The sequence below is a fragment of the Leisingera sp. ANG-DT genome, from assembly GCF_000813785.1.
GTDB lineage: Bacteria > Pseudomonadota > Alphaproteobacteria > Rhodobacterales > Rhodobacteraceae > Leisingera.
Window position 1 is genome coordinate 35,871 of sequence record NZ_JWLE01000007.1, and the last position, 12,384, is coordinate 48,254.

The 12,384-nt window shown below is 60.9% G+C and carries 10 protein-coding genes; 2 read left to right on the top strand and 8 right to left on the bottom strand.

All coding sequences use genetic code 11. The annotated features are described in order from the left end of the window. Nucleotides 1-103 precede the first annotated feature (103 nt). Together RA21_RS08940 and RA21_RS08945 are read right to left on the bottom strand one after the other, a co-directional pair. Nucleotides 104-1,249 (bottom strand): TRAP transporter substrate-binding protein, encoded by a 1,146-nt coding sequence (locus tag RA21_RS08940; protein ID WP_039147951.1) that lies wholly within the window; start codon nucleotides 1,247-1,249, stop codon nucleotides 104-106. A gap of 22 nt (nucleotides 1,250-1,271) precedes the next feature. Next, nucleotides 1,272-1,457, bottom strand: coding sequence for a hypothetical protein (locus RA21_RS08945; RefSeq protein ID WP_019296365.1), 186 nt, complete (start codon nucleotides 1,455-1,457; stop codon nucleotides 1,272-1,274). 132 nt (nucleotides 1,458-1,589) lie between these two features. On the opposite strand from RA21_RS08945, the gene RA21_RS08950 reads away from it, so the two are divergent. Then, nucleotides 1,590-2,618, top strand: a complete 1,029-nt coding sequence (locus RA21_RS08950) for a LacI family DNA-binding transcriptional regulator (protein WP_039147954.1) — start codon at nucleotides 1,590-1,592, stop codon at nucleotides 2,616-2,618. 252 nt (nucleotides 2,619-2,870) lie between these two features. Here RA21_RS08950 and RA21_RS08955 read toward each other — a convergent pair whose 3' ends face one another. From RA21_RS08955 to RA21_RS08970, 4 genes are all read right to left on the bottom strand, one after another. Beyond that, nucleotides 2,871-3,644, bottom strand: coding sequence for an IclR family transcriptional regulator (locus RA21_RS08955; protein ID WP_019296367.1), 774 nt, complete (start codon nucleotides 3,642-3,644; stop codon nucleotides 2,871-2,873). A gap of 13 nt (nucleotides 3,645-3,657) precedes the next feature. Further along, nucleotides 3,658-5,016 carry a TRAP transporter large permease gene (locus tag RA21_RS08960; RefSeq protein ID WP_019296368.1) on the bottom strand — a complete coding sequence of 453 codons (1,359 nt, stop codon included), beginning with the start codon at nucleotides 5,014-5,016 and terminating at the stop codon, nucleotides 3,658-3,660. Then, nucleotides 5,016-5,684 (bottom strand): TRAP transporter small permease, encoded by a 669-nt coding sequence (locus RA21_RS08965; protein ID WP_039147957.1) that lies wholly within the window; start codon nucleotides 5,682-5,684, stop codon nucleotides 5,016-5,018. Before RA21_RS08965 ends, RA21_RS08960 begins: the two co-directional genes overlap by 1 nt. Nucleotides 5,685-5,786: 102 nt before the next feature. Further along, a complete protein-coding gene (locus RA21_RS08970; protein WP_039147959.1) occupies nucleotides 5,787-7,019 on the bottom strand; it encodes a TRAP transporter substrate-binding protein in 1,233 nt (410 codons plus the stop codon). Nucleotides 7,020-7,127: 108 nt separating this feature from the next. On the opposite strand from RA21_RS08970, the gene RA21_RS08975 reads away from it, so the two are divergent. Next, nucleotides 7,128-8,717 carry a GMC family oxidoreductase gene (locus tag RA21_RS08975; protein ID WP_019296371.1) on the top strand — a complete coding sequence of 530 codons (1,590 nt, stop codon included), beginning with the start codon at nucleotides 7,128-7,130 and terminating at the stop codon, nucleotides 8,715-8,717. A gap of 729 nt (nucleotides 8,718-9,446) precedes the next feature. Here the strand turns inward: RA21_RS08975 and RA21_RS08980 are convergent. Together RA21_RS08980 and sauS are read right to left on the bottom strand one after the other, a co-directional pair. Next, the gene (locus tag RA21_RS08980; RefSeq protein WP_039147962.1) at nucleotides 9,447-10,961 is read right to left on the bottom strand and encodes a class I adenylate-forming enzyme family protein; all 1,515 of its coding nucleotides are present in this window, start codon (nucleotides 10,959-10,961) and stop codon (nucleotides 9,447-9,449) included. Beyond that, nucleotides 10,958-12,379: an acylating sulfoacetaldehyde dehydrogenase gene (sauS, locus tag RA21_RS08985; RefSeq protein WP_039147966.1), complete on the bottom strand. Its 1,422-nt coding sequence runs from the start codon at nucleotides 12,377-12,379 to the stop codon at nucleotides 10,958-10,960. Before sauS ends, RA21_RS08980 begins: the two co-directional genes overlap by 4 nt. Between the last annotated feature and the right edge of the window lie 5 nt (nucleotides 12,380-12,384).

The window sequence follows — 12,384 nt, forward strand, 5'->3', positions numbered from 1 at the left end:
CCCGGGGTTCAGGCACACCCCCACAGCCAGCCCGGCGGGCTGTTGCGAAGGCTGCTGTTGAAAAATGCGGGGGCTGGATGAAGGCGCTCCCGCCCTCTTAGGCTCAGGCGTCGTGGACGTAGTATTTGCCCTGGGTGCCTGCGGCCTCTTCCAGCTTGGCGAAGTTGTCCATCGAGCCTGCCAGCTCGGTCTTGAAGGAATCCCACTCGCTGCGCTGATAGCCGCCGGCTTCCTGCCACTCGCCCAGTTGATCGTCGCTCAGAGCATGGAATTCGACACCGGCCTTGGTCAGTTCCGCCATCGCATAGGCGCGGGCGGAGGGCACTTTGGACAGGTTCTGATGCGCGGTCATTTCCGATCCCCACATCACGCCGTCCTGCACGTCGGCAGGCAGTGAATTGAACCATTCCAGATTGCAGGAATAGACCTGACTGTCTGGCACCGCCTGGGTGAAGGTCACATGGCTCAGGATATCCTTGAAGCCAAAGACATAGAGTGCCCCGACGGAGGGATCGAGCGCATCCGCCACCCCCTGCTTGATGGCGGAGGGCGTCTCGCCCCAGGCCACCGGCGTCGGGTTGGCACCGACCATGCGGTAATACTGCTGCAGCATCTTGGATCCCGGCACCCGGAATTTCACTCCGGCCATGTCGCCCGGCGACATCACCGCGTTGCCGCCCTTGCGCACCGCCACGACGCGGGGGTCGATATTGACATAGAACAGCGCCTTGAAGCCTGCGGCCTCCACTTTTGGGTGCACTTCCGCGTTCCAGAAATCGGAGGTCACCAGATTGGTGAAACGCTGGTTGGAGCCGCAGAGATAGGGCATGTTGATCAAGTCAACAGTGGAGGCGAAAGGCGCAAAATTCGACAGCGAATGCTGCGCTGCCTGAATGGTTCCGCCCTGCACCTTCTGCACCAATGCGCCGCCCGCACCCAGCTGGCCGCCAGGGGCCAGCTTGACATAGATCTTGCCATTGGTGGCGTTTTGGATGTTCTCCTTGAGATCCAGCTGCATGATCGGATAGCTGCGCGACGCGCCCAGCACATAGGCCGTGGCAACGGTCATGATATGCTCCGCTGCACGTTCCCGCTCTTTCTCTTCCTTGGCGGTTTGCGCGGCGGCTTCGGACGACCAAAGAACCCCGCCGGCGCCGGCCACCAGCGCCGCGGTGAAAGAGCCGGTCGAGGCCAGTTTCAGAAAATTGCGGCGCTCAGCAGATTTGAGGCCATCCTTGCCATTCGTCATTGTCTTCCTCCCTAAAGATCCGTCAGCTGCCGTTCTTGTTCTTGTGGTCAGCCTCGCGCTTGAGAATGGCCGCCACGAACAGGATCGAGGCAGCGAACAGAACCAGCATCTCTCCGACATCGCCCAGGAAGCCGCCGCCGCCAAACGCACCCATGGCGACATTGGCAAAGAACACGGCAAAGACGGCAGCGGCAGCCCAGAGAAACATCGCAAATTCCCGGTTTGTTATCCCAATCCCATTTGTAAGCGCTTACATTAATAATGCAAGCGCTTACATTGATAGCTGGCAAGCGCTGCATTTTGTGGTATGACGAGGGGCAAAGGAAATGGCAGACGTCACATGGGAAAAACCCGCTCAGCTCCGACACTTAACGATGTTGCAAAGGCCGCGGGCGTTTCCACCGCCACGGTGTCGCGCTGCCTGAATTCTCCGGATCGGGTGATCGAGGCAACCCGCCAGAGGGTGATGCAGGCGGTCGAATCACTGGGCTACACGCCGAATTTCGCGGCGCGCGTGATGGCAGCCAAACGCAGCTTCACCATCGGCGCCATCATTCCGACCATGGACAACGCCATTTTTGCCCGCGGCCTGCAGGCCTTTCAAGACCAGCTGCACGAGAAGGGCTATACGCTCCTGGTGTCCAGTTCGGTCTACGACCCTGAGGCGGAACGCGAGCAGATCCGCACCCTGGTGGCCCGCGGCGCCGACGGGCTGCTGCTGATCGGGCACGCGCGCGACGCAGAAATCTACGAGTATCTGGAGCGCCACCAGATCCCGTCACTGGTCGCCTGGTCCTACGATCCCGAGGCACAGCGGCCCTCTGTCGGTTTCAGAAACACAGACGCAATGTGCGAACTGGCGCGGAGCGTGATTTCGGCCGGCCACCGGCGGATTGCCATGATCTCGGGCATGACACAGGGCAACGACCGGGCGCAGGGCCGTTTGCAGGGCGTCAGGCAGGCAATGGAGGAGGGTGGACTGGACACCAGCGACTTAAAAGTGATCGAAACAGCATATGAAATTGACAAGGGGGCTGAGGCCTTTGCCCAGTTAATGGACCTGACGCCTCGCCCAACAGTGGTTATATGCGGCAACGATGTACTGGCTGCAGGGGCCGTGCACGAAGCACGAAAGTTGGGGATTAAGGTACCAGAGCAGGTATCCGTCACGGGCTTTGATGATATCGAGCTGGCGGAGATCGTTAGCCCAGCCCTGACCACCGTTCACGTTCCGCACCGAGAAATGGGACGCAAGGCAGCGTGCGAACTGACAGCAATGGTTGAAGGCAAGTCGGAAGGCAGAACAATCTGCATCAGTACAAGGCTTGTTACCCGCGACTCTTTGGCAATGCCGCCTTTTCTTTCATAAAGAAAGACTCGCAAAATAGGTTAGTGCACCTGACACTTACGGAATAGCAAATTCCAAATGGTCCGCCCGAGGCTCACCTGATCGTTTCATTTCCGGCACCACCGCTCCCTGTCGCCCCAAATGAGGACAGTCTGATTGGAGCATTTTCCTCCAAACATGACACGGTGAATTGCCAAGCCGGAAAATTACCTCACTTCCGCTTCAAGAAACATCAGGTTTCGGACTGGCTAATGAGTTTTGCACCAAAACGTGTCAGATCAATTTCCCAAGAGCTCTGGCTCCTTTTTGCAAGGACGGCAGAAACTCCATCAACTCAGACAAACTGCGGCGCTGCACTGGGGCATGAACCGAGAGTGTGGCTAGCAGCCGGTTGCGGGCATCCCTGACTGGAACAGCAACGGCGGCCATTCCAGCTATGAATTCCTCATCATCAGTGGAATAATCGCGGCTTTCGATCGTCTCAAGCTCTGCGCTGAGCGCATCAGGATCCGTACAGGTCTGCCCGGTTAACGCTTCGAGAGTACGCGCACGCAAGACAGCTACCCGTGTGCTTGGTTTTAGAGTAGATAGATACATCTTGCCACTTGCTGTGCAATGGAAGGGAACCTGAGTGCCTATTGGCAGTTGAATACGCAGTGGCCATTTGGTTTCCACCCGGTCCAAATAAAGCATCCCCTCACGGTCCGGGATTGCCAGATTGCATGTTTCTCCCAATTCTTCAGCAACGCCTTTGAGAATGATCAAACGCGCTGTGCTCAAATGTTCCGACGACATAGTAGCAAGTGCCAGCTTGCGCAGCCTCGGCCCGGGCCCGTAGGCCCGCCCGTCGAGGTCGCGCTGCAGGAAACCCTCGGCCTCGGCTGTTTGCATCAGCCGGTGCACGGTGGGCTTGGGCAGGCCCATCGCCTCGATCATCTCGGCCGGCTTCACCGCGACGCCGCGGCGGGCGACCTCCTCCAGCAGCACCAGAAGGCGCAGGTTGGTGGGGATCTGCCCCTCTTTCTTTTCCGGCGCATCTGCTGCCATCGCCGCCTCATCGCTACTTGTTGGGCAGCAGCACCAGCGCGAAATCAGGAACCAGTGAGACCAGTACCCAGACCCCGATCAGGGCTGCAAGGTAAGGAACCGTATAGCGGAGCAGGCGGAAATACGGAACACCGGTCACACCGGATGCGACGTAGAGGTTCAGCCCGTAGGGCGGGGTGATGAAGCCGATGGAGGCGCCGACTAGGAAGATCACTGAGAAATGGATCGGGTCGACCCCAACAGAGGCCGCGATGGGGGCCAGGATCGGCGCCAGGATGATGGTCACCGGCAGGCTTTCCAGCACCATGCCGGAGAAGAACACGATGACCATCGAGGTGAACAGCACCGCATGGTAGCCACCCATTGAAGTGACAAACCCGCCGATCGCCTGCTGCGCCCCGAGGAGCGACAGGATCTGCTGCATCACCACGGAAATCGCGATCAGCGGCGCCAGAATGCCAGTGATCTGGGCCGAGCGCACCACGATGCCGGGGATCTGCGGGATGGTGAAACCCTCAACCACCAGCATTTCAGCATAGGATTTTTCTTCCCACGTCTTGTCACTGCGGGCACCGGTGATTTTGGTCACCACCCAAGACAGCACGCCCGCAATCACGCAGAAACCAACGGTAACGCCCGCCGCCTCAGTAGGGGAGAACTTGCCGGTGTAGATGCCCCACAGCACCAGCCCGATGGCAAAGAAGCCAAGCCAGGCGCCGAAGGCTGTTTTCAGGACCCGGTTCAGCTGCAAGGGGATCAGGAAGCCCCAGCCGTTCTTGCGGCAGATGATCCAGCAGGCCAGCTGCATGCCGATGACCATCATCGCGCCAGGCAGGATGCCCGCGACGAACAGGTCGGAAATCGGCAGGTTCATCAGGAACCCGTAGACGATAAAGATGATCGACGGCGGGATGATGATGCCCACGGTGCCGCCCGCGGCGGCGGTGGCCGCCGAGAAACGCTCGTCATAGCCGCCCTTGACCATTTCCGGGTGCAGCATCGAGCCGATGGTGGCCGTTGTCGCCGAGTTAGAGCCTGAAATGGCGGCAAACAGCCCGCAGGCGCCGAGCGAGGCCATCGCCAGCCCGCCGCGCATCCAGCCAAGGCAGGCATAGGCAAAATCCGAAAGGCGCCGGGCGATGCCGGACTGGTTGATCAGGTCGCCGGTCAGGATGAACAGCGGCATCGCCAGGAGCGCAAAGCCCTTGTTGAACACATTCAGAAGCTCCGCCCCCATGTTGTCGAGCGTCAGCCCCAGCACGAAGGAGCAACCGATCACCCAATAGCCGATCACCAGCAGCACCGGCACGCCCAGCATGAACAGGAAGGTGACCCCAATCGAGATCAGCGTGACCCAGGTTCCCGTATCCATTACACGTCTCCTCCGATCACAGCCTGTTTGATCAGCGGCGCGCCGCTGCGGTAGTTGCGGATGTCGTCGGCCAGGTTTTCAAACACCCGGGCGATCATCAGGACAAAGGACAGGGGCGCGGTGATCAGGAACCACCACTGCAGCACGCTGTCGGTGCCCAGCACGATCTGGAAGTTCGAGGCCGACAGCGCCGTCAGCCGGGTGGTGGTGACAAAGACGATCACCGCAAAGCCGAACCACAGGACCGCATCCAACGTCAGGCAGCCCATCTGCGCCCAGCGGGGCATGACGGTGCGGAATTCCGAGAAGCTGAGATGGGTCCGCAGCCGCACGTTGAAGGCGGCCCCGAACCAAGCCATGATCATGAACAGCAGCGGCGGAATGGTGGTGGACCAGGGCTGCTGGTTCTTGAACACGAAGCGGTCAATCACACCCCAGAAAATGATGAAGGCAATCGCCAGGTAGCTCCACACCATGATGGTGCGCTCCAGGTGCCGGTCCAGCAGCGGCACCAGCCGGTAGACCAGCATCACCAGAAGGCCGCCGAGCGCGGCGGCGGCGGTGCCCAGCACCCAAGCGGCATTGCTTTCCAGGGCATTGCGGATTTCCCAGCTATCCTGGGACGCGAAGGCGCTGAAAATGGCAGCGATATCCGGCCAAAGCTGCATGTGTTCCTCCCCTCATTGCCCCTGTGATCCTGCCGGATCCTGTCGGGCAAACAAGGCCGACGCAATCTGGCACCGGCCCTATGCTCATTGTTCAGGCCTTTGTCAGCCCTTCCACCAGCGGCGCGGTTCTACGTTTTCGGGCTTCATGTCTTTGTCGACTTCGCGCGCGATGGTGTAGATTTCCTGGTAGGTGTCGATGCCGCCAGCCCATTTGTTCAGGCGGTCGCGCCACTGCTCCCACAGCTGCGGCTGGAACTCGGGCGAGCACATTTCCTCGGCCATGCGGATTTCGCTGTCTGGCAGGAAGGCCGGGCGGACGCCGTGTTCCGCAAACACCGTGCCCGGCAGCTGCGGGTCGGAGAAGCCGACGGTCTTCACCAGCGCCGCCTCGTTTGCAGCCTGCACATGGGCCTGTGCCCAATAGGCGCTCTCCATCACCGCGTCCTGCAGATAGCCCTCGAGGCCGTCGAAGACCTTCGCCGACATCGAGGTATGCTCGGTGCCGCAGAAGAACTTGAGGTCAACGGACTGCGAGACCACTGGCGCCATGTTGGCATAGGCCACTGCGGAGGCCCAGGTTTCGGCGCCGTCGATCAGGCCCTGCTTCAGCCCGTCGAGGGTTTCTTCCCATGCCACTGGCACAGGGTTCAGGTTCAGGGCATTCATCGCAATCCGGCCCAGCTGGGTGCCGGTAACGCGGTTCTTGGTCCCGAACAGCTGCTCCAGCTTGGTGATGGTCGGCTGGTCCTTGTATTTCAAGCCCAGCTGGATGCCGCGCAGCTCGCAATGGCTGAACAGGAACTTCAGGCCGTGGCGCTTCTCCAGCGGGTCGCGCAGGATTTCCTGGCTCTTCGGGTGATAGAGGAAATGGTACTGGGACGCGCGGCCTGGGAACATGAAGGCATAGTCCAGCACGTTCAGGTAGGGTGCGCCGCCGGCCGAGTTCTGGGTTGAAGCGGCGTAGATGTCGACAATCCCCTGCTGGGTTTTCTCGACGCAGCTCAGCTGGCCGCAGATCTGGTTGTCGCCGATGAACTCTATACGGATCTCGCCGTCGGTACGGGCCTCAAGGTCCCGGGCAAACTCCAGCGCGCCGGCCCGTTCGATCAGCAGGTTGCGCGCGTTGAAGCCGGAAGCGCCGAACTTCAGCGTGTGCTTGGCGGGCTTAGCGTAGCGCTTCTCATAGGTCGATTCCGCAGCCGAGGCGAGATTCGCCAGGCTCATCGCGCCGCCGAAACCGCCTGCTGCCAGCAGCGTCGAGCTCATCCCGTAAGTACCTGCAACGCGGAACAGATCCCGCCGCGAAATACGGCTCAGTTTGTTAGTAAGCCCCATAATTCTCCTCCCTAAGATCAATTATTGAGACGTTTCGTATCAAAAAAGCCTAGATTATTTCCTGCGATCTGTATAGAAGTTTTTTCCACACAAGCCGGAGAGAAGGTCGTGGAAGCAGATTTCATTGTTATCGGAGCGGGGTCATCGGGGTGCGTCATCGCCAACCGGCTGAGCGCCAACCCAAGCAACAAGGTGGTGCTGCTGGAGGCAGGCGGGCGGGATATCAATCCCTGGATCCACATCCCTGTTGGCTACTTCAAGACGATCCACAACCCCTCGGTCGACTGGTGCTACAAGACCGAACCGGATCCGGGCCTGAACGGCCGTTCGATCGAATGGCCCCGCGGAAAGGTGCTGGGCGGCTCGTCTTCGCTGAACGGTCTTTTGTACGTTCGCGGCCAGCCGCAGGACTATGACCGCTGGCTACAGATGGGTAATGCCGGCTGGGGCTGGGAGGATGTCCTGCCGCTGTTCAAACGCTCCGAGAACAATGAGCGCGGCGAAGATGAATTCCATGGCACCGGCGGTCCGCTGTCGGTTTCCAACATGCGCATCCAGCGCCCCATAACGGATGCCTGGGTCGCGGCTGCGCAGGCGGCGGGATACCCGTTCAACCCGGATTATAACGGCGCCACCCAGGAGGGCGTCGGTTTCTTCCAGCTCACGTCCAAGAAAGGCCGCCGCTGCAGCGCCGCCGTGGCCTTCCTGAATCCGGTGAAGAAACGCGAGAACCTGCAGATCATCACCCGAGCGATGGTGCAGAAGGTCGACATCCAGGACGGCCGCGCCGTGGCGGTTCTGTACAAGGACAGGTCGGGGCAAATGCAGCGCATCACCGCGCGGCGCGAGATCGTACTGTCGGGCGGCGCCATCAACTCGCCCCAGATCCTGATGATGTCGGGCATCGGCGAGGCGGCACAGCTTGCCGAACACGGCATTGAGGTCAAAAAGGACCTCTATGGCGTCGGCAAAAACATGCAGGACCATTTGCAGGCGCGGCTGGTTTACAAATGCAATGAGCCGACGCTGAACGACGAGGTCCGCACCCTGTTCGGCCAGGCCAAGATAGGCCTGAAATATGCGCTATTCCGGGCCGGTCCGATGACAATGGCCGCGAGCTTGGCCACCGGATTCATGAAGACCCGCGACGACTTGGAGACCCCGGACGTCCAATTCCACGTGCAGCCGCTGTCGGCCGAGAACCCGGGCAAGGGGGCAGATCCCTTCTCGGCCTTCACCATGTCGGTCTGCCAGCTGCGCCCTGAAAGCAAAGGCGAGATCCGGATCGTGTCCGCCGATCCGAACACCTATCCCAAAATCATACCGAAATACTTGTCGGCCGAAACCGACTGCCAGACCATCGTGGCCGGGGTGAACATTGCCCGCAAGATCGCCCGCCACGCGCCGCTGACCTCGAAGATCTCTGAGGAGTTCCGCCCAAGTGCGGATCTGCCGATGAACGATTACGAGGCGACGCTGGACTGGGCACGCAGCAACACCGCGTCGATTTATCACCCCACCGGCACATGCAAGATGGGACAGGGCGGCGACGCGGTGGTTGATGCGGAACTCCGCGTGCATGGCATTCGGGGCCTGCGGGTGGCGGACTGCTCAATCATGCCGGAGATCGTGTCGGGCAACACCAACGCGCCCGCGATCATGATCGGGGAAAAGGCCAGTGAACTGATATTGCAGTAGTTTCGGTTCACCTAGAACCAAGAGTGCGACTTACCTTCCTGACGTCAACCCAAGGATGCACAAGGTTTTCCTCCAAACACAGCCTCAGCAACGTACAAGCGGCATTTGCAATCCTCTTAGACTGTCCGGTTCTGATAGAGGGGCTGATGGGAGAATAGAGAATGGGACTATTTCCTTGTGCTGCCGACCACAGTGAACCAGTCGTGCGCTACAGCGATTCTGAGCTTTCAAGAAAATGCATGCAGCTGGAGGCGGATATGCTCGCAGAAAATTTATAGCAGCACCCAGTTCATCCACCGAATTGCTGTAAGCGTATTTCGAAGCTGGTGTCTGACGCCACAGAACAGAGCGTGGCACGGCTGACCCTCAAGTTCGCTCAGATACCAAATTCCCAGGCATCCGGAATGCCGCGGCCGACACGGTCATGGCGAATACACTCCCTTTCTTAGTTATGTCTGGTCGCTCAGGAACGAGCCAATAAAATAGTTTCCAACTGGAAGAACTGTAGGAAGCAGTATCTCCCCGACTGGCTTTGCACTGCTGACATGCGGGTGCCGGGCCCCGTTACCTTCACGAATTACAGCCAGTTAGGACCCATTGCCACTCCTTCCAAATTGCGACGCGAGGAAACCTTATCATCTGGCGGCGACGTTACCGTTTCAGATCCTATTCTGGTATTGGTCCGTCGTCGCGCTGCATCCAACTAGCAAGTCCTGCCTGACGCTTCTCTCAGCTGCTCTTCCCGGCCACGCGATCCGTGATCTCCTCAAGGATCCTGTTCCGCTGGATCTTACCGGATGGGCCTTTGGGGAGGTCGTCCAGAATGTGGACCTCGTCAGGAGACTTGAAATTACCGAGCTGGGACCGGCAGATTTCAATCAGCTCCAGCGCGGTGAGACTGGAGCCGTCGCGGATTTTCACCGCCGCTTCCACTGTTTCACCGTAGGTATTGCAGGGGCGTCCGTAGGCGGCGGCCTCTATCACGTCAGGATGAGAATAAAGCGCCTCGTCGATCTCGCGTGGCGCGATGTTTTCGCCGCCCTTGATTATCAGTTCCTTGAGCCGCCCAGTGACATAGACGTAGCCATCGCCGTCGATACGGCCCAGATCGCCGGTGCGCAGCCAGCCGTCTGGGGTGAAGGTCGCGGCCGTGGCTTCCGGGTTGTTCAGGTATTCCAGCATGACGTTGGGGCCGCGCACCGCCAGTTCGCCCTCGCTGCCATCACTGACGGGCTGCAGCCGGGCATCGAGGATTGTCACCTCGTTGCCGTAGGCAAAACCGGGCGAACCAATCTTGCGGATGCCCGGGGGCAGGGGGTTGGACAGGATCTGGGCCGCGGTCTCAGTCAGGCCCATGGTCTCGATGATCGGGACTCCAAAGCGATCCTCAAACGCGCGCTGAACGTCGGGAGCCAGTGCGGAAGAGGCGGAACGGCCGAAGCGCAGCCGCGCCTTAGTGCTGTCAACGGGGTCCAGATCCGAGTGCAGCAAATGCGAGATGATGGTGGGGACCACAGAGAACCAGGTGGCCTGCGACCAGCCGGCATGGGCCCAGAAGCGGCTGGCGGAAAAGCGTTCGCACATGGCCAGCGAGCCGCCAGAGGTCAGCGCGCCCATCACCGTCACGCAGAGCCCGTTGATATGGTAGATGGGCAGCACGCAGAGGCCGCGGTCCTGCGGTGTCAGCTCATGCGCCACGGCGGTGGTCCAGCCGCCCGCCAGCAGGCTGGCGTGCGTATGCACCACCCCCTTGGGCTGGCCGGTTGTGCCTGAGGTGTACATCAGCAAAGCGTGGTCACCGGCAGAAAGCGGGTGCAGCTCTGCCGGTGACCCGCCGGTTGCTGCCGCCTGGTCCAAAGGGGAGAGAAAGGGCAGGCTGGCAGTCTCTTGAAACAGGTCCGTTTGGCTGGGGTGGACAAAGGCAAAGCGAGCGCCGCTGTGCTGCAGGGCGTAAGACACCGCGCTGTTGCCGGCAACAAGGTTGATCATGGTGGCGCGGAAGCCGCCGTAGAGCACGCCGAAAAGGCATTCAAGCGCTTCGCGCCCGTTGGGGTGCAGGATGGCGATGCTTTCGCCCTTGGCGATTCCCTTGGCGGTCAGGTAGCGGGCGATTGCCTCTGCCGTCTTGCGCAGCTCCTGCCAGCTCAGATCTGGGCCGCCGTCCGGAAAGACAAAGCCGGTGCCGCCTTCTGCTGCGCGTGTGTCGAGCCAGTCACGGGTGGTTCCCTTGGGCGGTTCCATCATTGGCCCACCTCCGCCCAGTAGGTGGAAAAGATGTCGTCCAGCGCCGGTTCGCGGGCGGGAATCTCGCGTACAATCTTGGTGGACTGGACGAAGTGGCGCCAGTTGAGGTTGGTGTCGATGGAATTGCCGCCCCAGCTGCCGCAGCCCATCGACAGGGAGAACGGCATGCCATTGGTAAAGGCGCCGCCGGTGGCGAAAGTATGCGCCTGGTTGACGATCACCCGGCAGGTGGGCAGTTCGCGGCCAAGTTCGACGGCGCGCCCGTCCAGGGCGGTGTGGATGCCGATGGAGTGGCCGGCGCCCTGATGGGTGAGGATGCGGGTAGCGATGGCCTTGGCATCTGCGTAATCCGCGGCCCGGTAGACGGCGAGGATGCGGCTCAGCTTCTCTCCGGACAGCGGGTGATCCGGGCCGATGCCCCTGGTTTCCACCGCCAGGAATTTGGTGTCTGAGGGGACTTTGCCGGCCATGCCCAATGCGCCCAGCATCTTGCTGGCATCCTGGGCGATGACCGCGCGGTTCAGATGGCCGTCCGGCCAGAGTCTGGCGATGATGCCATCTGCCTCAGCCTCCGGCACCAGCGCGCCGCCTTCCTGGGCGAGCGCTGCAATGAACTGGTCATAGATGGAATCCACCACCACGACGGAATTTTCCGAGGAACAGGAGGTGGCGTTGTCGAAACACTTGGAAGCGGTGATCTTGGCCGCGGCATCGGCCAGATCCGCGGTTTCTTCCACGATCACGGTCACATTGCCGGCCCCCACGGCCACGGCAGGCGTGCCGCAGGACTGGGCGCGGTGGACGTTGTTCTGGCTGCCGGTGCAGATCACCCGGTCGGCGGCCTCCATCAACGCCTGGGTTTTGGCTTTGGAACCGGGTGCAGGGATCATCTGCACCAGATCAGGATTAAGGCCCAGCTTGGCAAACTCGGCGTGGATATAGGCCAGCAGCAACTCGCAGGAAGCGACGCCCTTGGGGGAGGGGGCCACGACGATGGCATTGCCGCCCTTCAGCGCGTTGATGATGTTGTTGGCAGGCGTCGCCGCCGGGTTGGTCGAGGGAACAACGGCGCCGATCACGCCGATGGGGCGCATGATCTCGGTGATGCCAGTTTCAGGGTCGTCGCTGATGATGCCATGGGTCTGGACGTCCGCGATGTCGCGCAGCAGTCCCAGCGTCTTGCGGTGGTTCTTGGTGATCTTGTCCGGCACATTGCCGAGGCCGGTGCTTTCCACCGCCAGCTCGGCCAGGGCGCGGTTGCGGGCGGGCTCCATGATGGCCCATCCGGCCGCCAGGGCAGCTTTGTCATAGAGAGCCTGGCTTCCCTTGGCTTCAAAGTCCTGTTGGGCGGTGCGGGCGCGCACCACGATCTGTTCCACCTCGGCGGCGCCGGAGGCGAGTGCGTCCTGAGCGTTCATGTCTT

Coding starts and splice junctions, on each gene's coding strand:
- RA21_RS08940 (WP_039147951.1), bottom strand. CDS start 1,249: ATGACGAATGGCAAGGATGGCCTCAAATCTGCTGAGCGCCGCAATTTT.
- RA21_RS08945 (WP_019296365.1), bottom strand. CDS start 1,457: ATGTTTCTCTGGGCTGCCGCTGCCGTCTTTGCCGTGTTCTTTGCCAAT.
- RA21_RS08950 (WP_039147954.1), top strand. CDS start 1,590: ATGGGAAAAACCCGCTCAGCTCCGACACTTAACGATGTTGCAAAGGCC.
- RA21_RS08955 (WP_019296367.1), bottom strand. CDS start 3,644: ATGGCAGCAGATGCGCCGGAAAAGAAAGAGGGGCAGATCCCCACCAAC.
- RA21_RS08960 (WP_019296368.1), bottom strand. CDS start 5,016: ATGGATACGGGAACCTGGGTCACGCTGATCTCGATTGGGGTCACCTTC.
- RA21_RS08965 (WP_039147957.1), bottom strand. CDS start 5,684: ATGCAGCTTTGGCCGGATATCGCTGCCATTTTCAGCGCCTTCGCGTCC.
- RA21_RS08970 (WP_039147959.1), bottom strand. CDS start 7,019: ATGGGGCTTACTAACAAACTGAGCCGTATTTCGCGGCGGGATCTGTTC.
- RA21_RS08980 (WP_039147962.1), bottom strand. CDS start 10,961: ATGATGGAACCGCCCAAGGGAACCACCCGTGACTGGCTCGACACACGC.
- sauS (WP_039147966.1), bottom strand. CDS start 12,379: ATGAACGCTCAGGACGCACTCGCCTCCGGCGCCGCCGAGGTGGAACAG.